Origin of the sequence: Streptomyces ortus, from assembly GCF_026341275.1 — a bacterium.
Lineage (GTDB): Bacteria > Actinomycetota > Actinomycetes > Streptomycetales > Streptomycetaceae > Streptomyces > Streptomyces ortus.
In genome coordinates, this window is record NZ_JAIFZO010000001.1 from 663,670 (window position 1) to 684,760 (window position 21,091).

18 protein-coding genes are annotated in these 21,091 nt (G+C 71.4%); 8 read left to right on the top strand and 10 right to left on the bottom strand.

Annotated features, from left to right (window positions below):
• Positions 1-153: 153 nt before the first annotated feature.
• A complete protein-coding gene (locus K3769_RS02685) occupies positions 154-1,380 on the top strand; it encodes a cytochrome P450 (RefSeq protein ID WP_267024771.1) in 1,227 nt (408 codons plus the stop codon).
• Between the two features lie 167 nt (positions 1,381-1,547).
• Here K3769_RS02685 and K3769_RS02690 read toward each other — a convergent pair whose 3' ends face one another.
• The 6 genes from K3769_RS02690 to K3769_RS02715 form a co-directional block, all read right to left on the bottom strand.
• Positions 1,548-2,795, bottom strand: coding sequence for a cytochrome P450 (locus K3769_RS02690; protein WP_267024772.1), 1,248 nt, complete (start codon positions 2,793-2,795; stop codon positions 1,548-1,550).
• Complete coding sequence (locus K3769_RS02695; protein ID WP_107019020.1) at positions 2,792-3,409, bottom strand: GTP-binding protein; 618 nt, start codon at positions 3,407-3,409, stop codon at positions 2,792-2,794. The genes K3769_RS02690 and K3769_RS02695 overlap by 4 nt, the downstream gene beginning before the upstream one ends.
• Positions 3,390-3,746 (bottom strand): DUF742 domain-containing protein, encoded by a 357-nt coding sequence (locus tag K3769_RS02700; RefSeq protein ID WP_189776066.1) that lies wholly within the window; start codon positions 3,744-3,746, stop codon positions 3,390-3,392. Before K3769_RS02700 ends, K3769_RS02695 begins: the two co-directional genes overlap by 20 nt.
• Positions 3,743-4,165: a roadblock/LC7 domain-containing protein gene (locus tag K3769_RS02705; protein WP_107019232.1), complete on the bottom strand. Its 423-nt coding sequence runs from the start codon at positions 4,163-4,165 to the stop codon at positions 3,743-3,745. The genes K3769_RS02700 and K3769_RS02705 overlap by 4 nt, the downstream gene beginning before the upstream one ends.
• A gap of 119 nt (positions 4,166-4,284) precedes the next feature.
• Positions 4,285-6,066, bottom strand: a complete 1,782-nt coding sequence (locus K3769_RS02710; protein ID WP_282566013.1) for an ATP-binding protein — start codon at positions 6,064-6,066, stop codon at positions 4,285-4,287.
• A 329-nt stretch (positions 6,067-6,395) separates the two neighbouring features.
• Positions 6,396-7,316, bottom strand: a complete 921-nt coding sequence (locus tag K3769_RS02715) for a LysR family transcriptional regulator (protein WP_267024774.1) — start codon at positions 7,314-7,316, stop codon at positions 6,396-6,398.
• A 113-nt stretch (positions 7,317-7,429) separates the two neighbouring features.
• Between K3769_RS02715 and mgrA the strand changes: the two genes are divergently transcribed.
• Both mgrA and K3769_RS02725 read left to right on the top strand, forming a co-directional pair.
• A complete protein-coding gene (gene mgrA, locus K3769_RS02720; protein WP_282566014.1) occupies positions 7,430-8,419 on the top strand; it encodes an L-glyceraldehyde 3-phosphate reductase in 990 nt (329 codons plus the stop codon).
• Between the two features lie 328 nt (positions 8,420-8,747).
• A complete protein-coding gene (locus K3769_RS02725) occupies positions 8,748-9,158 on the top strand; it encodes a hypothetical protein (RefSeq protein WP_267024776.1) in 411 nt (136 codons plus the stop codon).
• 8 nt (positions 9,159-9,166) lie between these two features.
• Here K3769_RS02725 and K3769_RS02730 read toward each other — a convergent pair whose 3' ends face one another.
• From K3769_RS02730 to K3769_RS02740, 3 genes are all read right to left on the bottom strand, one after another.
• The gene (locus K3769_RS02730) at positions 9,167-9,817 is read right to left on the bottom strand and encodes a class I SAM-dependent DNA methyltransferase (protein WP_267024777.1); all 651 of its coding nucleotides are present in this window, start codon (positions 9,815-9,817) and stop codon (positions 9,167-9,169) included.
• 236 nt (positions 9,818-10,053) lie between these two features.
• Positions 10,054-11,520 (bottom strand): FG-GAP-like repeat-containing protein, encoded by a 1,467-nt coding sequence (locus K3769_RS02735; RefSeq protein ID WP_267024778.1) that lies wholly within the window; start codon positions 11,518-11,520, stop codon positions 10,054-10,056.
• Between the two features lie 126 nt (positions 11,521-11,646).
• A complete protein-coding gene (locus K3769_RS02740; protein WP_267024779.1) occupies positions 11,647-12,894 on the bottom strand; it encodes an epoxide hydrolase family protein in 1,248 nt (415 codons plus the stop codon).
• 188 nt (positions 12,895-13,082) lie between these two features.
• Here K3769_RS02740 and K3769_RS02745 point away from each other — a divergent pair, with 188 nt between their 5' ends.
• Positions 13,083-13,565 carry a VOC family protein gene (locus tag K3769_RS02745; protein WP_267024780.1) on the top strand — a complete coding sequence of 161 codons (483 nt, stop codon included), beginning with the start codon at positions 13,083-13,085 and terminating at the stop codon, positions 13,563-13,565.
• 274 nt (positions 13,566-13,839) lie between these two features.
• Here the strand turns inward: K3769_RS02745 and K3769_RS02750 are convergent, their stop codons facing one another.
• Complete coding sequence (locus K3769_RS02750) at positions 13,840-15,615, bottom strand: ABC transporter ATP-binding protein (protein WP_267024781.1); 1,776 nt, start codon at positions 15,613-15,615, stop codon at positions 13,840-13,842.
• A 295-nt stretch (positions 15,616-15,910) separates the two neighbouring features.
• Between K3769_RS02750 and K3769_RS02755 the strand changes: the two genes are divergently transcribed.
• The 4 genes from K3769_RS02755 to K3769_RS02770 all read left to right on the top strand — a co-directional run.
• Complete coding sequence (locus tag K3769_RS02755) at positions 15,911-17,494, top strand: ABC transporter substrate-binding protein (RefSeq protein ID WP_267024782.1); 1,584 nt, start codon at positions 15,911-15,913, stop codon at positions 17,492-17,494.
• Between the two features lie 2 nt (positions 17,495-17,496).
• The gene (locus tag K3769_RS02760; RefSeq protein ID WP_267024783.1) at positions 17,497-18,453 is read left to right on the top strand and encodes an ABC transporter permease; all 957 of its coding nucleotides are present in this window, start codon (positions 17,497-17,499) and stop codon (positions 18,451-18,453) included.
• Positions 18,450-19,349 carry an ABC transporter permease gene (locus K3769_RS02765; protein ID WP_267024784.1) on the top strand — a complete coding sequence of 300 codons (900 nt, stop codon included), beginning with the start codon at positions 18,450-18,452 and terminating at the stop codon, positions 19,347-19,349. Before K3769_RS02760 ends, K3769_RS02765 begins: the two co-directional genes overlap by 4 nt.
• The coding region (locus K3769_RS02770; RefSeq protein ID WP_267024785.1) for a dipeptide ABC transporter ATP-binding protein at positions 19,349-21,091 on the top strand (1,743 nt) is incomplete at its 3' end. The genes K3769_RS02765 and K3769_RS02770, both read left to right, overlap by 1 nt.

Sequence of the window (21,091 nt, forward strand, 5' to 3'; positions counted from 1 at the left end):
ACTATGGGGGTGAATCCGCTGGATAGTGCGACCGGGAGGTGTCGGCGACAGGGAAAGGGCGGGCGTTCAACTTCGGCCAGGACTGGACTGTTTGAGCCATCGAAAGATCATTAACCTGGTCTTGGACGGCACGCATCCAACACGAGGAGTTCCGTGTCCACTGCCCAGCAGGCGCCCGACATCCTCTCTCCCGAGTTCGCCGCGGATCCCTACCCCGCGTACACGGCGATGCGGGAGAAAAATCCCCTGATCTGGCACGAGGCCACCCAGAGCTACATCATCTCCCGCTACGACGACGTCGAACGCGTCTTCAAGGACAAGAAGTCGGAGTTCACGACCGCCAACTACGACTGGCAGCTGGAGCCGGTCCACGGCAAGACGATCCTCCAGCTCAGCGGCCGTGAGCACGCCGTGCGGCGCGCCCTCGTCGCCCCCGCGTTCCGCGGCAGCGACCTCCAGGAGAAGTTCCTGCCGGTCATCGAGCGCAACTCGCTCGCGCTCATAGACGCCTTCCGAGAGACCGGTTCGGCCGACATCGTCAGCGACTACGCGACCCGGTTCCCGGTCAACGTCATCGCGGACATGCTGGGCCTGGACAAGGCCGACCACGGCCGCTTCCACGGCTGGTACACCGCCGTCATAGCCTTCCTCGGCAACCTCTCCGGGGACGCCGAGGTGACCGCCGCCGGTGAGCGCACCCGCCGGGAGTTCGCCGAGTACATGATCCCGATCATCCGCGACCGGCGCGACAACCTGGGCGACGACCTGCTGTCGACGCTCTGTGCCGCCGAGGTCGACGGCGTCCGGATGAGCGACGAGGACATCAAGGCGTTCTGCAGCCTGCTGCTCGCCGCCGGCGGGGAGACCACCGACAAGGCGATCGCCAGCATCCTCGCCAACCTGCTGATGAACCCGGAGCAGTTGGCGGCCGTCCACGAGGACCGCAGCCTGATCCCCGCGGCCTTCGCGGAGACGCTGCGCTACACCCCTCCGGTCCACATGATCATGCGGCAGTCGGCCACCGAGGTCGAGGTGTCCGGCGGCACCATCCCGCAGGGGGCCACGGTGACGTGCCTCATCGGAGCCGCCAACCGGGACGAGCGCCGCTACGGCAACCCCGACCGGTTCGACATCTTCCGGGACGACCTCACCACGACCTCGGCGTTCTCGGCCGCGGCCGACCACCTCGCGTTCGCGCTGGGCCGGCACTTCTGCGTCGGCGCGCTGCTCGCCAAGGCGGAGGTCGAGATCGGTATGAACCAACTGCTCGACGCGATGCCGGACCTGCGCCTCGCCGACGGCTTCGACCCGGTCGAGCAGGGCGTCTTCACCCGGGGCCCGCAGTCACTGCCGGTCCGCTTCACCCCGGCCGGCGCCTGACGCCCCGCGTCCTCCGCGTGCCGCACACGGCACGCGGAGGACAAGGCGCGCCCCCGAAGGGGCGCGGGGCTGTGACATTCTGCGGCTCCGCCGCGTGGGCGCGCCCAGCCACGAGCAACCGCAGGCACGCCACACCCCCGCAGTGCTTCACCGCGCCCGGCGGAGCGCTAACGCAGCGCCGGAGTGAACTCCACCGGCAGGGAGTTCAGCCCGCGCATCCAGATGGACGGACGCCAGGTCAGCTCCGAGGGATCGACGCCCAGCACCAGGTCGGGCAGGCGCTCCAGCAGGGTCTCGACCGCCGTACGGGCCATCACGTCCGCGAGCAGCGGCGCCGGATACGGGCAGCGGTGCTCGCCGTTGCTGAACGACAGGTGCGAGGAGTTCTCCGCACCGACGTGCGACTCGGGCCAGATCTGCGGGTCCGTGTTGGCCGCCGCGAGGCCGAGGACGAGGCAGTCGCCCTCACGGATGAGCCGTCCGCCGAGCTGGGTGTCGCGCACGGCCCAGCGGCCGATGAAGTTCTGGGTCGGCGTGTCCAGCCACAGCACCTCGTTCAGCGCGTCGCCGACACTGACCCGGCCGCCGGAGACGTTGACCGCGAACCGCTCGTCGGTCAGCAGCAGCCGCAGGGTGTTGCAGATCCAGTTGGCGGTCGGCTGCTGGGCCGCGGCGATGACGGTGATCAGGTCCTGCACGATCTCCTCGTCGCTGAGATCGGCCTGGTCCTGCAGCATCCGCGAGGTGACGTCGGGACCGGGGCGCTCCCGCTTCTCCTTCACCAGCTGCGTGATGCGCTCCGCGACGCGCATGTACGCCGCCACCGGGTCGTCGCCCTCACCGGCGTCGAGCGAGATCCGCAGATCGTCGACGAGCTGTTCGATGTCGCCGCTGCCCCGCGGCACACCGCACATCCACAGCACCGCGTGCGCCGGCAGGGCGTGCGCGTACGCGCTCATCAGCTCGGCCTGACCGCTGCCGCCGAACGAGGAGATCAACTTCTCCGCGATCGACTCGCACTCACGGGCCAGTTCGAACTGGTCGACCCCCTCCAGCGCCCTGGTGATCACGCCGGAACGCCGCTGATGCTCCGCGCCCTCGGTGAACAGCACGGACGGCTGGTAACCGACGAACGGCAGCAGGGGCCAGTCCGCCGGAATGTTCGGCCACTGGTTCCAGCGCCGGGAGTCCCGGGCGAACAGCTCGTCATGGCTGGTCACATAGCTCACCTCGGGATAACCGAGGACGAGCCAGGCCGGGATGTCGCCGTCGAGGAGCACCGGAGCCACCGCTCCGTGGTCCCGGCGCATCGTGCGATACAGGTGCGAGGGCGTCTGCTGGTACTCCAGACCGCCGAGCTGCACGGCGGAACCGTGCGCGGGGCAGCCCGGTGGCGGAGTGGTGCTGTCGCTCACGACGTCCCCTCCTGGGACAGGGCCAGTGCGTAGAGGTGGTCCACGAGAGTGATCAGGACTTCCTTGCCCGACGATCTGACCCGTGCGTCGCAGTCGACCATCGGCACATGGTCGCCCAGCGCGAGTGCCTGCCGGATCTCGTCGAGCGAGAACCGCTGCTCGTCGTCGTCGAAACGGTTGACGGCCACCACGAACGGTGTCTTGTGGTGTTCGAGCCGGTCGATCGCGTACCAGGAGTCCTCCATGCGCCGGGTGTCGACGAGGACGATCGCGCCCAGGGTGCCGGAGAACAACCGGTCCCACAGGAACCAGAAGCGCTCCTGGCCCGGCGCGCCGAACAGGTAGAGCACCATCCGCTGGTTGAGGCTGATCCGCCCGAAGTCGAAGGCGACGGTGGTGGTGGTCTTGCGCTCCACACCCGCCGTCTCGTCGACGCCCTGCCCCGCCTGCGTCATCACCTCTTCGGTGTTCAGCGGCCGTATCTCGCTGACCGAGCGGACCAGGGTGGTCTTGCCCGCGCCGAAACCGCCCACGACGACGATCTTCAGTCCGGTCTCGGCGGCATCGGCCAGCGGCGTGCGCTGGGCGGGCAGCTCAGAGGTTGCGGAGCCCATGGAGCACCTCCTGCAGCAGTGCGGTTTCGGGGAGGGTCGCGACGGAATCGGCCGCGCGGGGGTGACGGGCGCTCACCTTGCCCATGGCATGGAGGTCGCCGAGGAGGATCCGTACGACGGTGATGGGCAGCTTGAGCTCCGCCGAGACCTCGACCAGCGCCGTGGGGTGCCGGCACAGTTCAAGGATGCGGACGTGCTCGGACTGCATCCCGGCGGTCGGCTCGCACTCGCTGACGATCAGCGTGACCAGGTCGAAGGCGTCATCGGCTTCGCTGCGTCCGCCCGTGACCGTGTAGAGCCGGTCGGGGTCGCCGATGTCCACGGGTTTGCGGCTCACGCCGAGGCACCCCTGGTGGTGACGGGAGTACGTGGTTCGGCCCGCAGATGGTCACCGATCTGCTCCACCAGCTCGGTCATCTGATGACCGACGACGCCCGGGTCGGCGCTCTCCTCGGCGACGAGCGCGAGGTGCGCGCCCTGGCCGGCCTCGACGATGAACAGCAGGCCTCCGTGGAACTCGGTCATGGAGTGCCGGACGCCGCCGGTTCCGTCACCGAACTCCACGGACGCGCCCTGGGCGAGAGCCTGGATGCCGGAGCAGATCGCCGACAGCTGGTCGGCCTGGTCGAGGGTCAGGTGTTCCGTCCAGCACAGTTTCAGACCGTCCCGGGACAGGACGAGTGCGTGGCGGGTGCCCGGCGTGCGCTCCAAGAGGTTCATCAAGAGCCAGGTGAGGCTGTTGTCAGTGGTCTCCATGATGGGCGGATCGGGTGATGACCAGTTCGGTGGTCACCCGATCCGTTCCTCCAATCCAACGGGGTGCGGCGAATCAGTGCGGGGTGGACTTGCGAAGCTGTGTGAGGGACGGAGAGGGGCTAGCCGTCCGTCTTCGGCCCGGTCTCGGGTCCGGCGTTCTCGCCGGGAGCGGCGGGGGAGGCCTCAGAGGCGGCCCCTCCCGCGTGCCGGCCGCGGTGGAAGGCACCGAACCGGCTGCCGGCGTCGCGCGCCGGAGCGTTCACGTCGGGCTCCGCCCTGGAAGGCTCGGGAGTGTTCTTCGAGCGGCCTCTTTCCGCCTCGGCCATGGTGCGGCCGGGAGCGCGGACGGGCAGTCCGCCCGGGGTGGCCGGGCCGCGCGTGCGGGGGATGTCGACCGGCGGCGCCTCGTCCACGGGCATGGTCGCCTGCGGAGTGCGGACCGGAAACGATTCCTCGGCGGCGGGCACGGGCGCGGGGGCCGGTGCCGGGGGCGCGGCCGGTGCGGCGGCCGGCAGGTCGGCGCCGGGGCGCGGACGCTCGGGGCCGACCGGCTCGCGCTGCTGGGCCACCAACTGGGGCGGCAGCAGGACGACCACACCGGTGCCGCCGCGCGAGGAGGGGCGGTAGTTGACGCTGATGCCGTGCTTGGCGGCGAGCCGTCCCACCACGCTCAGGCCCAGCCGGGTGCCCTGGAGCGAGGCGAGGTCGGTGACCTGGCCCGACACGGACTCCTCGGCCCGGCGCATGGAGGCGTCGGACATCTTCAGTCCGCTGTCCTCGATGGTGACGACGAGACCGGCGCTGCGCTCCTCCACGTACACGTGGACCTCGTCGATCGGCGGTGAGAAGTTGGCGGCGTTGTCCATGAGCTCGGCCAGCAGGTGCATCACGCCCTCGGCGGCGAAGCCCGCGATGGAGGCCTTGCTGGAGTTGTGCAGCCGCACCCGCCGGTACGCGGCGATCCGGCCGACGGAGCCGCGCAGGATGCTCTCCATGACGATCGGCTTGTTCCACACGCGGCTGGAGCGACCGCCCATCAGCAGGGCGAGGCGGTCGGTCATGAGGCCCAGCTGGGAGGTGCTGTGGTCCAGTCGCAGCAGATCGCCGAAGATCTCGCCGCCGTGGCGGTCCTGCATGTCGCGGAGGTCGGCGAGCATGCCGACGGTCTTGGCCTGGACCCGGCTGAGCGCCTTCGCGGAGGCGGCCTGGGCGGCGGCGGACCGGCGCTCGCTGTACGCCAGCTCACGGATGAACGATTCCGCGGGGGAGCGCAGCATCGGGTTGGTCGGCCAGTCGAGCTTGGCGAGCACGGTGTCGGCCGAACTGCCCTCGCGCAGCAGGGACACCGCGGCGGGCAGGGTGTCGTTGGTCAGCCGCTCGAGCTCCTGCGCCCCGAGGGCCACTTCGCGCCGCAGCGTGTCGAGGTCCGACTGCGCGTCGGCGGTCCGCCGTACGGACTGGGCGACCTCGGTGGTGAAGACGTGCAGCATCCGGCGCAGATACGGATCCGAGGGGGTGGGCAGACCGGCCAGGACCTTGTCGGCGCCGACGCCGTTCTTCAGCTGCTCGGCCACCGCCGGCAGGGTCACGTTGACCAGCTGGTCCGTCTCGGCGCCGTGCTGGCTCCAGTTGTTCTTGGTCATCTCCAGCTCGCCGGTGCGCGACACCGTCTGGCGGTGGGCCTTGCGCAACCGGGCGGCGGTGAAGGCGATGACGACCGCTATGCAGGCCCAGGCGGCGATCGCCGTGCCCGCCACCCACGGGCGGGCTCCCTCGGGGGCGAGGCCGACGGCCGCTCCGGCACCCGCGGCCGTGACGACCAGGACCGCGGGGAACACGACCGGAGTGGAACCCGTCTTCTGCGCAGATCGGCGCTGACGGGGGCGAGCAGGCACTGGCATTCCGCGGTCCCTCGGTCCGTGCGAGCAGGAGTACGTCCACAGTTGAGACATCGCCCAGAACACGGAAGGTGGGAGGCCGCCTTCCGGATCAAGCGCGTCGCTCATGCTAGTCACCGGACCTGGCCGCCGGGCCCGGCAGGGGTCCGATCCCCCCGATCACTTCACATCGTCGGGAAATGGCTACCTCGACAGCACTGTGTGGTAGATGAAATGAGTTGCCGTCAACCAGCGGCGGACGTGCGGCGGTCGGCATTTTCAGGAGCTTTGCCGCACCCCGGCGGTGTTCGAGACTTCGTCACCTTCGATCCGCGGGGTGCACTTTCGGCCAACTAACCGCGGATCCTGGCCGATGAGCCGTCCGTCTCGACGGCCAGCACCTCGGTGTCGAGCAGGGACATGAACGCCCTCGCGGCCGGGCTGGTCGCCTCCGGCGGAGGCAGCATCGCGACCGTCTCGTACGGCGTCTCGGTGTCGGCCTTGAGCGGGAGGGCCGGCAGGGCCGGCCGCTTGTGGGCGAAGTGGCGCGGCACGACGGCGATGCCGAGACCCTCCTCGACGAGGTCGAGGAGGCTGTGCACATCGTTCACCTCCAGGGTGACCGTGCGCTGCACCCGGGCCGCCGCGAAGGCCGCGTCGGTGGTGCGGCGCGGTCCCCAGTCGGGGTGGAAGTCGACGAAGGCCTCGCCGCCCAGCTCGTGCGGGGTCACCGGGCCGCCGCCCGCCAGCCGGTGCGAGGGGTGGCAGACGACGGTCATCGGCTCGCGGGTCAGCGGCAGGCTGCGCAGCTGCTCCGTGTCGGCGCGGGTCGTCACCGCGAACGCCAGATCCAGCCGGCCCGCCGCCACGTCCTCCGCGAGCGCGCCGGAGCCCGCCTGCCGCAGCCGGATCTCCACGTCCGGATGCCGCCCGCGGAACTCGGCCAGCAACGGGGCCACGTGCACGCCCGCGATGCACTGCTCGGTGCCCAGCGAGAGCGTGCCGCGCAGCACGCCCTGGACGGCGGCCACCGCGTCGTGGGCCGCGCGGACCTGGGCCAGGATCCGCTCCGCCTCGGTCAGCAGGGCCCGCCCGGCCTCGGTGAGCGTGACCCGGCGGGTGGTGCGGACGAACAGCGGCGCGCGCAGTTCGCGCTCCAGTGCGCGGATGGAGGCGGACAGGCCGGACTGCGACACCATGAGGCGTTCGGCCGCCCGGGTGAAGTGCTGGTCCTCGGCGACCGCGACGAAGTGCTGAAGGTGGCGCAGTTCCATGATTGAGAAGCGTATCCGCTGAATCCCATCCGATTCTCCTGTTGGACCACTGCCCGGGGGGCAGGCGAGAGTGGACCGTGGTCCACTCCGTACCGACCCCTCTGGAGAACGTGTTGTACACCGCACACACCGACCGTTACGCGGACATGCCCTACCGGCGCACCGGACGCAGCGGCCTGAAGCTGCCCGCCCTCTCACTGGGCCTGTGGCACAACTTCGGCCCCGACCGGCCGGTGGACACCCAGCGCGCGATCCTGCGGCGAGCGTTCGACCTCGGCGTCACCCACTTCGACCTGGCCAACAACTACGGGCCGCCGCCCGGCGCCGCCGAGTCCGCCCTCGGCGAGGCGCTGAAGGCGGACTTCGGGCCGTACCGTGACGAGCTGGTGATCTCCTCCAAGGCCGGTTACCTGATGTGGCCCGGTCCGTACGGCGAGTGGGGCTCGCGCAAGTACCTGCTGTCCTCGCTCGACCAGAGCCTGAACCGCATGGGCCTCGACTACGTCGACATCTTCTACTCGCACCGCCCCGACCCGGAGACTCCCCTCGAGGAGACGATGGGCGCCCTGCACACGGCCGTCCAGCAGGGCAAGGCGCTGTACGTCGGTGTCTCGAACTACTCGCCCGAGCAGACCCGGGAGGCCGCCCGCATCCTGGGCGAGCTGGGCACCCCGCTCCTCATCCACCAGCCGCGCTACTCGATGCTCGACCGGCGCCCCGAGGAGGAGGGGCTGCTGGACGTGCTCGACGAGCTGCGGGTCGGGTCCATCGCCTACTCGCCGCTGGAGCAGGGCCTCCTCACGGGCCGCTACCTGGACGGCATCCCGGAGGATTCGCGGGCCGCGAGCGACAGCCCCTTCCTGAGCGCGGACAAGCTGACCCAGGAACTGGTCGCCGACCTGCGCGCCCTGAACGACATCGCCAAGTCCCGCGGGCAGTCGCTGGCGCAGATGGCGCTGGCGTGGGTGCTGCGCGGTGGGCGGGTCACCTCCGCGCTGATCGGCGCGAGCAGCCCGCAGCAGCTGGAGGACAGTGTGGCCGCCACGGGGAACCTGGAGTTCTCGCAGGACGAGCTCGACCGGATCGACGCGCTCGTCCGGTAGGGGGAGCTGGACCGGATCGACGCTCTCGTCCGGTAGGCGGTAGTGACCCGGCGCCGCGCCCCTGGACGGGGTGCGGGCAGCCGGTCCCGTCCGCGGGTGCGGATTGCGTACGGTGCGAGCCGTTTCGGCCAGACAGGCCCCCGAATATGCCAGGAGACTGGCCAAAAAGGCATGGTGACACTGTGTCAGGAGTGGCGATACTCAAAGGCTAGGGCAATTCACCCTTCACCACTCCTCGGAACAGCGCCACGCTGCACGCAGGAACGAGCCGCGCGAAAGACCGGAAAGAGAGGCCGTCAGGCGGCGAGCCATGCGATGGGGAGTGATCGTGCACGATGAATTCCTGTGCCACGTCACCGCGTACGGAGTCTGTGGCGGAATGTGGGTCGGTGTACCGCTCGGCACCTACCGGGCGCCCACGCTGGCCCTGGCCATGTGGTGGTTGCGGGACCGGGCGTCCTGGATCGCCGAGCGCCTCGATCCCGATCCCGGGGCCCCCTACTTCCCGCCGAACTCGATGATGCCCGTCGCGGGCACGACCCCCGATGTGCCCGGCCAGCTGCGCAGATGGTGCGGCGACGACGCGCAGCAGGAGCTCACCGCCGAGGAACTGGCCGCCGGACATCTGGTGCGTATCGCCACGAGCGACGAGACCACCGAGTACGAACTGCTCGCGGAGTCGGTCGACGCCCTGCGGATGCAGCGCACCGTGCCCCTCCTGTCCGTCCCGGCCGCGTGAGCCGGCCCCTAAGCGGGGGTCCTGGTGAGCAGCAGGTGGGCGTGCGGGAACTGGCGTTCGTCTTCCAGCGGAGCCCTGACCAGGCGGGCCTTTTCCGTGAAGCCCGCCTCGGTCAGCAGGGCGGCCACGCGGTCGGGGGACCAGCGGTAGGCGAGCGCCACCTTGTGGTCGAAGGACTCCGCGAGCTCCGACGGGTCGTCGTGGGCCTGGAACGCGAGCAGCAGGTGACCACCGGGCGCCAGTACGCGGTGGAACTCCGCGCAGATCCGGGGCAGCTGCTCCGGCGGGGTGTGGATGATCGAGTAGCGGGCCAGCGCGGCGGCCAGCGTGCCGTCCGCGAGGTCCAGCGCGGTCATCGAACCCACCTCGAACCGCAGGTCGGGACGGGCCGCGCGGGCGAGGGCGATCATCTCCGGAGACAGGTCGATGCCGGACACGTCCAGGCCGAGCGAGTCCAGGAGGGAGGTCACATGCCCCGGGCCGCAGCCGAGGTCGGCCACCGGCCCGCCGCCGTCCGCGCGCACGAAGGCGGCGAAGGCGGCGAGCATCGCCCGGTCCAGCGGGAAGTCCTCCAGCCCGTTGGCGAAGAGCTCGGCATAGGGGGCGGCCCAGGTGTCATAGGCCGTTCGGGTGGTGCTCAGGAAGTCCGGCTCGATCATGGACGCGTACGGTAGTACGGCCCGCGGCCCTAAGCCCCCGGTTTCCGCCACTCGCCCGGGAGACCGGTGACCAGGCCCCCGGAGCGGCGCGGAACCGAGCGCGCCCCGCAGCCGCGCCCCACACCGCGCCGCACAGCCGCGCCGCACAGCCGCGCCCCGCAGCCGCACCTCCGGCCGCGGGTGCGGGAAGATCTCGCCGGACAGGCCCCGGGCGGTCCGGGGCAGACCGGTCCGGGTCACTCGTCGATCGCGGCGCCGAACGCGGAGCCCAGGTAGGGCGCGCCCAGGGTGTCGGCTCCGTACGTCCACGAACCCGCGGCCGTGATGCCACCCGTCCCCGCCGACAGCACCCAGACGAAGCCGTCGCCCGCGTTCTCGCCCGGCGCCGCGGCCAGCAGGCCGAAGCGGCCGTCCGCGTTCGGGTCGGTGAGGCGGACCTGACCGCCCCACTTGTCGCCCTTCTCGGGGACGCCGGACACATCCGCGGAGTCCTGGTCCCACGACTTCGCGCCCGTCGCGGTCAGGCCGGCCGAGGTGCCGCGCAGCACCCACACCGCACCCGCGTCGGCGACCGTGCCGATGTCCTCGCCCGCGGCGCCGATCGCCACATCCGCGTACCCGTCCCCGTCCGTGTCCGCCACGGACAGGTCCGTGCCCCAGCCGTCGCCCCGCTCGGCCGTGCCGGGGACGCCGGGAGAGTCCTGCGTCCACCACTGGACCTCGTCCGCGGGCCCGTTCTCGCCGCCGTGGCGCACGCCGACCAGGCCGCCGGTCATGGTCTCGCCGCCGTCGTCGGGTGAGTTCGGCTCGCCGGTCACCAGGTCGTCGTAGCCGTCGTTGTCGATGTCACCGGACGCGGTGACCGGACCGCCGGGCACGTCCCGCTCGTAGGTCAGTCCGTCGGCCTGTCCGGACAGGTACGTGGACCAGCCGTGCCCCGGTTCGTCGCCGGCCGTCACGCCCGACACGACGAGGTCCGCGAACCCGTTCCTGTCGTAGTCGCCCGTCGTCAGCGACCTGGGCAGGATGTGGCGCTCCCGCGCCCGGGCGGAGAGCGGCGCGGACGAGCGCCGCTCCAGGGAGCCGGGCGCGGCGGCGTCGTAGGCGAACAGCTCCAGGCCGTTGTGATCCATGACGGCCAGCAGATCGGCGGGCGTCTCGTCGGTGAAGTGCCCCGCGGCGAGGCCCGCACCGAACTGCTCGCCCGTGGTGGGCTCCTGGGTCTCCAGCCAGTCGCTGACCCCACCGCTCAGCCCCGCCTTCGAGCCCCACAGGACCGTGGCACCGCCCGCGTCCGCGACCGTACCGAGATCCTCGCCGGGGATGCCGACGATCGCGTCGTCGTACCCGTCCCCGTCCAGGTCACCGGTGGCGACCGCCTTGCCGAAGCCGTCGCCCGTCTCCGCCGCACCCGCGACGCCCGCGGTGGACTGGCTGAAGCGGGCGGCGCCGGTCGTCCCGATGCCTCGCGACGAGCCGTACTGCACGGTCACGAGTCCCGCGCCCTTCTTGCCGCTGACGGTCGCGCCGGGGGCGCCCACGAGCACGTCCTCGTACCCGTCGCCGTTGAAGTCGCTGTTGCGGTCGGCGGCCCGCGTACCGCCCGGAGTGCCCGCGTACGCGGAGGGTGCGGCTGCGATGCCCAGACCCGCCAACAGAAGAAATGATGCCGCGGCGAGTGCTGTGGAACGGTTCTTGCGCATGAGTCGGCTCCTGTGGAGAAGAACGGCTGGGCAGCGCGGGGGTGTCCGGAAAGGGCCCGTTCCTTGTCCGGCGCCCTGTTTGACATCGCAAGGGGCCCAAGGGTTGTACGGGAATTCCGACGCCGTTCACCCCCGGGCCGGCCGGCCTCGGCTCGCGCTGCCGCCGGCGGCCCGCAACTGGCGGAAGAACGCCCTCACGTCCCCGACGAGCAGGTCCGGCTGCTCCATCGCCGCGAAGTGTCCGCCCCGGTCGAACTCCGTCCAGCGCACGACGCGGTTCGTGCGCTCCGCGTGATGCCGCAGCGGAATGAAGTTGTCCCGGGGGAAGACGGCGAGCGCGGTCGGAGCGGTCGACGGCTCGGCGAGCGCGTTCCCGCCGCCGGCGTGCGCGCGCTCGTAATAGACCCGCGCGGCCGAACCCGCCGTGCCGGTGAGCCAGTACAGCATCACGTTCGTGAGCAGCTGGTCCCGGTCGACCGCGTCCTCGGGATACTCGTCCGAGTCCGTCCACTCCTTGAACTTCTCGACGATCCAGGCGAGTTGGCCGACAGGTGAGTCCGTGAGCCCGTACGCGAGGGTCTGCGGCCGGGTCGACTGGATGTCGGCGTACCCCTGCCGTTCGCGGGTCCACTCCTGGTGGCGCCGCCAGGAGGCGAGGGTGCGTTCGCGTTCCCGGGGGTCCAGCGCCGCCAGTTCCCCGGCGGTCGGCTCGGAGCCGGCGTGGGCGCCGGGCAGCAGGTTCAGATGGACACCGATCACCCGGTCCGGGTGGGTCCGGCCCAGCTCGCGGGAGATCGCCGCGCCCCAGTCACCGCCCTGCGCGGCGAACCGGCGGTAGCCGAGCCGGTCCATGAGCACGGCGAACGCGGCGGCGATACGGCGGTACTCCCAGCCGGTGTCGTGCGTGGGCCCCGACAGGCCGAACCCGGGGATGCTCGGCACCACCACGTGGAAGGCGTCGGCGGGATCACCGCCGTGGGCGCGCGGATCGGTCAACGGGCCCACGATGTCGAGGAACTCGGCGATCGAGCCGGGCCAGCCGTGGGTGACGATCAGCGGGGTCGCGCCGGGCTCCGGCGAGCGGATGTGGGCGAAGTGGAGGTCCGCCCCGTCGACGACCGTCGTGAACTGCGGCCACGCGTTGAGCCGGGCCTCGGCCGCGCGCCAGTCGTAGGAGTGCCGCCAGTACTCCACGAGCCCCTTGAGGTAGGTCCGCGGAACCCCGTAGGCCCAGCCCACGCCCGGCAGTTCGTCCGGCCAGCGTGTGCGGTCCATACGTGCGTGCAGATCGTCCAGGTCGGCCTGGGGAATCTCGATACGGAAGGGGCGGAGGTGGTCGAGGGGCTGGACGCCGTCGCCGTGCGGGGAGGTCATGGCGGGCCATGCTAGTTCTGGCGTGGGCCGTGGGCCGTGGGCTGTGGGCCTGTGCCAGCGACCCGCGCGGGGGAACGGCGCGTAGCGGGGTGAAGCGTGGTGGAAAGTCGGCGTGGCACCGATGAGTTTTGCGTCGAGGACCGGTCGATACAGATGACAGCGTTCCCGCTTCCCTCCAGGAGGTCCTCATGAGCACCGACGGATTCACCACGTGTCTCTGGTTCGACGGCCAGGCGGAGGAGGCCGCGAACTTCTACGTGTCGCTCTTCAAGAACTCCGAGCTGGGGAAGACGGTCCGTGCCACGGAGGCCGGGCCGGGGCCCGCCGGTTCCGTCGTCACCGTCGACTTCGTGGCCAACGGCCAGAAGTTCGTCGGGCTGAACGGCGGACCGCAGTTCAAGTTCACCGAGGCCGTCTCCTTCCAGATCGACTGCGCGGACCAGAGCGAGGTCGACTTCTACTCGAACGCGCTCACCGAGGGCGGCGGCGAGCAGGGCCCCTGCGGCTGGGTGAAGGACAGGTTCGGCCTCTCCTGGCAGGTCGTCCCGACCAGGCTGATCGAGATGATCAGCGCCCCGGACCCGGTGAAGGCGGGGCGCGCCGTGACGGCGATGCTCAAAATGCACAAGATCGACCTCGCCGCCCTGGAGGCGGCATACGCCGGCGATTAGACCACCGCCCACCACCGCATGCCGAGGGCCCCCGGGCAGGTACGGCAAGGCGAGCGCCTACCGGGCAGTCGCCGCCTCCCGACCCGTATCGCACGGGGGACGGTCTCCCGACCCGACCCGACCCGATCCGATCCGATCCGACCCGTACCGTCCGGCGGCGGTCCCCCGGCACATACCGCATGGTGGCCGCCTCCCACCTCCCCCTCTCGCCCCGGGCGCCTCCGTCGGACCAGGCCGAGCGGGGTGGGGCCCGTCCGCCCCCACCCCGCCCCGTTCACGCGGGCAAGCCGCCGGCGTGCAGGGCCGTGTACGCCCCCGGCCGCGACATCAGCTCCTCGTGCGAGCCGATCTCCCGGACCGCGCCGTCGCCCATCACCACGATGCGGTCCGCGCCCCGGATCGTCGACAGCCGGTGTGCCACCACGAAGGTCGTGCGCCCGTGCACCAGACGCGCCAGGGCCTGCTGGACCAGTGCCTCGGACCGCGTGTCCAGCGCGGACGTCGCCTCGTCGAGGATCAGGACGCGCGGATCGCGGATGAGCGCCCGCGCGATGGCGAGGCGCTGCCGCTGACCGCCAGACAGCCGCGCCCCGTGCTCGCCCACCACGGTGTCGAGCCCCCGCGGCAGCCGGTCCACGAACTCCAGCGCGTTGGCGTCCCGCAGCGCCGCGCGCACGGTCGCCTCGTCGGCGTCCGCGTCGTCCATGCCGTACGCGACGTTCTCCCGCACGGTTCCGTCGAAGAGGATCGACTCCTGCGGCACCACCGACACGAAGCGCCGGTAGGTCCGGAGGTCCAAGGTGTTCATGTCGGCCCCGTCGAGCAGCACCCGGCCCGTGGTCGGCCGGATGAACCCGATGACGAGACTGAGCACCGTGGACTTGCCCGCGCCCGACGCCCCGACGAGCGCGATCGTCTCGCCCGGCTCGACGGAGAGGCCGAAGTCCCTGACGGCCGGCCGGTCGGCGTCCTCGTACGCGTACCCGACGTTCTCGAACTCGATCGCCCCGCGCACCGACGTGAGCCGCGTCCTGCCCTCGTTGTCCTCCAGTTCCGGGGCCTGCAGCACCTCGCCGACGGACCGTACGGACTCCAGGCCCTTGGTGATGACCGGGGTCAGCCCGGCCAGGGTGGTCGTGGAGTTGGTGAGGGTGGTCAGGAAGGCGCTGAGCATGACGACGTCGCCGGGCGAGACGGCCCATACGCCGTAGTACGCGACCAGCGCCGCCGCGGTGAGGAACACGACCCCGATCATGTTCAGGAACACCCAGGCCAGCGAGGCGAAGCGGCCGTTGAGGAGGTCGAGCCGCAGCCCCGAGGCCAGGACCTTGTGCAGCGTGCCGTCCATCTGCCGCAGGGCCTTGCCCTCCAGACCGTGCGCCCGGGTGACCGAGATGAGCCGGGTCATCTCGGTCACCCGCGAGGACAGGTGCTCGACCTCGTGCCGGAAGTCCTCGTTGTGGACGCGCAACCGGCCCCGCAGCCGCGCCACGAGCAGCGCCGCGACCGGCACCACGCACAGGAACACCGGCACGAACTCGGGTGTGCGCACGGCGATGATGACCAGCCCGCCGGTGAGCACGGTGACCGCGCCGAGCCCGGTCTCGGCGGTCTGCTGGACCATCTGCTCGACCGTCTCCACGTCACGGACGACCTTCGCCTGGAGGACGCCCGCGCTGACGCGTGAGTGGTAGCCGATGGAGAGGTGCTGCATACGCGTGCACAGCGCGGAGCGCAGGGCCGTGCCCATGCGGCGCACGCTGCCGTAGAGCAGCCGCACGTACAGCAGGTGCAGCGGCATGTTGACGATGAGGATCGCCAGGATGACCCCGGCGCTGAGCCACAGGTCACCGATCGGCCCGTGCCGCACGACCGTGTCGATGATGGTCGCGGTGATCAGGGGCAGCAGCCAGACCGGACTGTGCTTGACGGTGAAGACGACGAACGCGGCGGCGAGCTTCCACCGGTCGGCGCGGAACAGATAGACGAGCGTGCGGATCGGGTGCTCACCGCGGTAGCGGTGGTCGAGCGGCTTCTCCCACGAGGCCATGCGGGCCGTCCCTCCTCAGGGAGTGGTGAACACGGGGCAAGCGCTTTCTCCCCCTCCCGCGATCACCTACACCCGCCGCCGCCCGCACACCCGCCACCATCGGAACCCGCCGTCCCTGAGCCCTCCCGCCGCCCTCACTCCGTGCCACTCCGGCCACGTAACGGCTCGGTTTCCGACGTAAATTTCCGCGGTCCGAGGGTTGGCGGGCCGCCGCCGGCTGGTTATCGTTCACGCACTTCACTCAATCGTTCCGCTGAACGAATAGCGAACGCCTAGCGAGAGGGACGGTCGGCCCATGCCCGACATCCATCACCCGGGACGGCGCTCCGTCCTTGCCGCGGCAGCCGCGGGCAGCGCGTCGCTGGGTGCGTCCTGGCTGCTCACCGGCTGTACGGGCGCCTCGGCCGCCCCCGCGCTGCCCAGGGGCGCGCAGCAGGGCACCCCCGATCGCGGCGGCACGCTCCGCATCGCCAGGCCGCCCGCCTCCGAGGCCGAGACCCTCGACCCGGCGAGCGCCCTGTCCGCGTACGAATACCTCGGCGCCCTCTACAACCGGCTGGTCCGCATCGGCGCGAACGGCGAACTCGCCCCCGACCTCGCCGAGTCCTGGGAACCGGATTCCAAGGCCCGCACCTGGACCTTCCGCCTCCGCAAGGGCGTCGCCTTCCACGACGGCCACGCACTCACCTCCGCCGACGCCGCGTACACCCTGCGCCACATCCTCGACAAGGCGACGGCGTCCCCGCAGGCCGCCGTCCTCGCCCCGCTCGTCGACCCGGCGAAGCTGCGCACCCCCGACGCCCACACGCTCGTCGTCCCGCTGAAGACCCCGAACGCGGAATTCCCGAGTCTGCTCACGCACTACAACTGCTACGTCATCCCCGACGGCAGCGCCCGCGGCATCGGCCGCACCGGCATCGGCACGGGCCCCTTCAAGCTGGAGTCCTTCGCCCCCGCGGGCCCCGGCCGGATCACCGCTTTCACCGACCACTGGGCGGGCCGCCCGGTCCTGGACGCCATCGACTTCTACTCCGTCGCCGACATGTCGGCCCGATCGAACGCCCTGCTCGCGGGCCAGGTCGACCTCCTCTCGCAGACCAACCTGGACTTCGCGACCGCCCGGGTCGTCGCCGCCTCCGACCGCGCGACGATCGCCCGCGTCGAGAACGCCCAGTGGTACGTGCTGCCGATGCTCACCACGGAGAAGCCCTTCACCGACGTACGCGTCCGGCAGGCCATGAAGCTGGCCTACGACCCCGAGCACGTGGTGAAGGTCGCCCTGCAGGGCGCGGGCACCCCAGGCTGGGACAACCCCGTACCGCCGAGCGACCCGGCCCACCTCGCCGCACACCCGAAGCACGACCCGGAACAGGCCAGGCACCTGCTGAAGAAGGCCGGCCACGAGGGCCTGACGGTCGACCTGTACACCTCCTCGTACGACCCGGTCTTCACGCCCATGGCCCTCGCCTACCAGGACTCGGCCCGGCGGGCCGGGATCCGTGTCCGGGTGAAGACGGCCGCGGCGGACTCGTACTACACGCAGATCTGGATGAAGAAGCCGCTCATGGCCACCTACTGGTACACCGGCAGACCCGTCGACCAGCTGTTCACGCAGGTCTTCCGCGGCGGCTCCTCCTACAACGAGACCGCCTGGTCGGACAAGGCGTTCGACGCGCTGCTCGACCGGGCCCGGCAGGAGACCGACGACGAGCGGCGGCGCGAACTGTACGGCGAGGCCCAGACCTTCGTCGTCGAGAAGGGCGGGGCGATGACCCCGATGTTCGCCGACCGGCTCGTCGGCATCTCGCGCAAGGTACGCGGCTACGCCGAGCACGGCTTCGAGTTCGACTACCTCGGCATCGGCCTGAAGGGAGCCTGACCATGCTCTCCTTCATCGCCCGCCGCGTCCTCGCCGCCCTCGGCACGCTCGTCCTCTCCTCCGTCCTGGTCTTCCTCGCCGTCCAGGCCCTGCCCGGCGACGTCGCCACCCAGGTCCTCGGCAAGGACGCCACCCCCGACGCGGTCGCCGCCCTGCGCGAGAAACTGAGACTCGACCAGCCGGCCTGGGAGCGGTACGCCGACTGGATCGGCGGCGCCCTGCACGGCGACTTCGGGCTCTCCCTCGTCTCCGGCAAGGCGGTCGGCTCCGAAGTCGCCATGTACCTCGGCAACTCGGCGCTCATCGCCCTGGTGACGGTCCTGTTCGCCGTCACCGGATCGATCGTCCTCGGCATCCTCGCCGGCCTGTACCGCGACCGCTGGCCGGACCACCTCATCTCCACGGTCGGCCTGGTCGGCATGAGCGTCCCCGAGTTCGTCGTCGCCACTGTGCTCGTCCTCTGCTTCTCGGTCGCCCTCCCGTGGTTCCCCGCGGTCGTCCTGTACGGCCCCGAGGCGAGCGTCGGCCAACTCATGCCCGCCGTCTGGCTGCCCGCCCTCGCCCTCGCGATCGTCATGGCCGCGTACATCGTCCGGATGGCCCGTACCTCGGTCATCGACGTCATGGCGAGCGAGTACGTCACCACGGCCCGCCTCAAGGGCCTGTCCACGTGGCGGGTCGTCACCCGGCACGCACTGCCGAGCGCACTGCTGCCGACCCTGCACGTCATCGCCCTGAACGTCGCCTGGCTCGCGGGCGGCGTCGCCGTCGTCGAGAACGTCTTCAACTACCCCGGCATCGGAAAGCTGATGCTCGCCTCCGTCCAGAACCGGGACCTGCCCGTCATCCAGGCCATCGCCCTGATCAGCGCGGTCGTGTACGTCGTCTGCAACCTGGCCGCCGACCTCGGCGCCATGGCCCTCAACCCCAAGCTCCGTACGCGCGGGAGGACCCGATGACCACCCTCGACACCCCGGCGGACGCACCCGCGGCCCCCGCCCCACCACCGTCCGCGGCGGCCCGCGCCTGGCGCACGGTGCGCTCCTCACGGGCGGCGGCCATCGGCCTCACCATCGTCGCCGTCCACGTCCTGATCGCCCTGCTCGCACCGGTCCTCACCTCGTACGATCCCATCGCCAACAACGCGGACCAGGCGCTGCTCGGCCCCAGCGGGAGCCACTGGGCGGGCACGGACCAGTACGGCCGCGACGTGCTGGCCCGCGTCCTGTACGGCGGCCGGTACGCGATCGGTGTCTCCGTCGCCGCGACCCTCGTCACCCTGCTGATCGGCACGGTCGTCGGCTGTGCGGCGGCGCTGCGGGGCGGCTGGTTCGACGACGTGCTGGGCCGGGTCCTCGACGCCGTCCTCTCCATCCCGTCGGTGCTCGCCCTGCTGGTCGTCGTCACCGCGCTGGGCACCGGCCCCTCGGTCATCGTCCTCGCCATCGCGGTCGTGTACGTGCCCCAGGTCGTACGCGTCGTCCGGGGCGCCGCCCTCGCGGTGGCGCCCGCCGACTACGTGACCGCGGCACGGGCCAGAGGCGAGAGCACCTGGGCGATCCTGCGCCGCGAGATCCTGCCGAACATCACCGACGTGGTGTGCGTCGAGTTCGCCATGCGGGCCTCCTGGGTCGTCCTGCTGATCTCGTCGCTGTCCTTCCTCGGCTTCGGCGCCGACCCGCCGACGCCCGACTGGGGCCTGATGGTGGCCGAGAACCGCACCGCCATCACCGTCGTCCCGATGGCGAGCCTCGCACCGATCATCGCCCTGGCCACACTCGTGGTGGGGCTCAACCTCGCGGCCGACGGCTTCTCCAAGGCATGGGGCGTCGACCGGATCAGGGAGGGGTCCTGATGACCGCCGCAGCCGTCGCCGTTCCGGTGACATCGTCACTGGTGTCCGTGAACTCGCTGTCCGTGGCCTACCGTTCGGGCGGCCGTGACGTGCCCGTGGTGCGCGAGATGTCCCTGGAGGTGCGGCCGGGGCAGACCCTCGCCCTGGTCGGCGAGTCGGGAAGCGGCAAGTCCACCGTCGCGGCCACCCTGCTCGGGCATCTGCGGCACGGCTCGCGGGTGACGGGCGGCTCGGTGCACGTCGCCGGCGCCGACGTGTTCGCCCTGTCCGCCCGGGAGCTGAGACGGCTGCGGGGCGGCACCGTCGCCATGGTCGCGCAGAACGCGGGCCACGCCCTGACCCCCTCCATGCGCATCGGACGCCAGATCGCCGAGGCGGGCGGTGACGTACCCGTGGTGGACCTCCTCGAACAGGTCCGGCTGCCCCGCCCCGCCGAACTCGCCCGGCGCTACCCGCACGAACTCTCCGGCGGCCAGCAGCAGCGCGTCGCCATCGCCATGGCCATCGCGGCCCGCCCCCAGGTCCTCGTCCTCGACGAGCCGACGACCGGACTCGACGTCGTCACCCAGCGCGGTGTTCTCGACCTGATCGGCGCTCTGCGGGACGAACTCGGCCTGTCCGCCGTCCTGGTGAGCCACGACCTCGGAGTGGTCGCGCACATGGCCGACGAGGTGGTGGTGCTCAGATCCGGCCGGATCGTGGAGACCGCTCCGACGGGACGGCTCTTCGCGAAGCCCCAGGACCCGTACACCAGACGCCTGTTGGCGAGCGTGCCGCGGCTGGACGACGAGGGTCTCGCGCGGGTGGGGGAGAAGGGTGAGCGAGAGGTGCGGCCGAGGGCGGTGATCCCCGCGGAGGCTCCCGTGGCCGTGGCCGCGCGGGACGTGGTGATCGACTACGGGTCCAGTCGCGCTGTGGACGGTGTCTCCTTCGACGTCCGGCGCGGTGAAGTCCTCGCGCTGGTCGGGGAGTCGGGGAGCGGGAAGTCCACGCTCGCCTGGGCGCTGGCGGGGCTGCGTATGCCGTCCGGCGGCACCATGACGCACGGCTCGGGCGACGAATCCGGTGACCTCGCCCGGCCGGCCGGGAAACGGCCGTCGGCGCTGCGGCGGCGGGTTCAGCTCGTCTTCCAGAACGCCGACACCTCCCTCAACCCGCGCCGGTCCGTGGGGGACGCGGTGCGGCGGCCGTTGCGGTTCTTCGGCACGACGGACTCGCGTGCAGAGACCGCCGCGCGCGCCCGGCAGCTCATCTCCGACGTACGACTGGACCCCGCCCTCGCGGAGCGGCTGCCCGCGCAGCTCTCCGGCGGGCAGCGGCAGCGGATCGGGATCGCGCGGGCGCTCGCGGGCGAACCGGACGTACTGATCGCGGACGAGATCACGACGGCCCTCGACGTGTCCGTGCAGGCCGACGTGTTGCGCCTGCTCGACGATCTGCGGCGGGAGTGGGAGCTGGCGTGTCTGTTCATCAGCCACGACCTGGCCGTGGTGCGGGGGATCGCGGACCGGGTGGTCGTGCTGTGGCGGGGGGTGGTGGTCGAGGAGGGGCCGACGGAGTCGGTCTTCGCCTCGCCCGGGCATCCGTACACGCGGCAGTTGATGGCGGCCGTTCTGGAACCTGATCCGGGGGTGCGGTCCTCGGTGGACCCTGGCCCGGAGTGGGTGGACGCGGTGGAGGGGGGCGACCCGTGGGTGGCTCCCGGCGGAGAGCACCGGGTGCGGAAATGGCGGGCGGCGGGG

Bases quoted from the DNA above. Each gene is read 5' to 3' on its own strand.
- K3769_RS02760 (WP_267024783.1), top strand. From the start codon at position 17,497: ATGCTCTCCTTCATCGCCCGCCGCGTCCTCGCCGCCCTCGGCACGCTC.
- K3769_RS02765 (WP_267024784.1), top strand. From the start codon at position 18,450: ATGACCACCCTCGACACCCCGGCGGACGCACCCGCGGCCCCCGCCCCA.
- K3769_RS02715 (WP_267024774.1), bottom strand. From the start codon at position 7,316: ATGGAACTGCGCCACCTTCAGCACTTCGTCGCGGTCGCCGAGGACCAG.
- K3769_RS02735 (WP_267024778.1), bottom strand. From the start codon at position 11,520: ATGCGCAAGAACCGTTCCACAGCACTCGCCGCGGCATCATTTCTTCTG.
- K3769_RS02750 (WP_267024781.1), bottom strand. From the start codon at position 15,615: ATGGCCTCGTGGGAGAAGCCGCTCGACCACCGCTACCGCGGTGAGCAC.
- K3769_RS02710 (WP_282566013.1), bottom strand. From the start codon at position 6,066: ATGCCAGTGCCTGCTCGCCCCCGTCAGCGCCGATCTGCGCAGAAGACG.
- K3769_RS02755 (WP_267024782.1), top strand. From the start codon at position 15,911: ATGCCCGACATCCATCACCCGGGACGGCGCTCCGTCCTTGCCGCGGCA.
- K3769_RS02705 (WP_107019232.1), bottom strand. From the start codon at position 4,165: ATGGAGACCACTGACAACAGCCTCACCTGGCTCTTGATGAACCTCTTG.
- K3769_RS02745 (WP_267024780.1), top strand. From the start codon at position 13,083: ATGAGCACCGACGGATTCACCACGTGTCTCTGGTTCGACGGCCAGGCG.
- K3769_RS02730 (WP_267024777.1), bottom strand. From the start codon at position 9,817: ATGATCGAGCCGGACTTCCTGAGCACCACCCGAACGGCCTATGACACC.
- K3769_RS02695 (WP_107019020.1), bottom strand. From the start codon at position 3,409: ATGGGCTCCGCAACCTCTGAGCTGCCCGCCCAGCGCACGCCGCTGGCC.
- K3769_RS02740 (WP_267024779.1), bottom strand. From the start codon at position 12,894: ATGACCTCCCCGCACGGCGACGGCGTCCAGCCCCTCGACCACCTCCGC.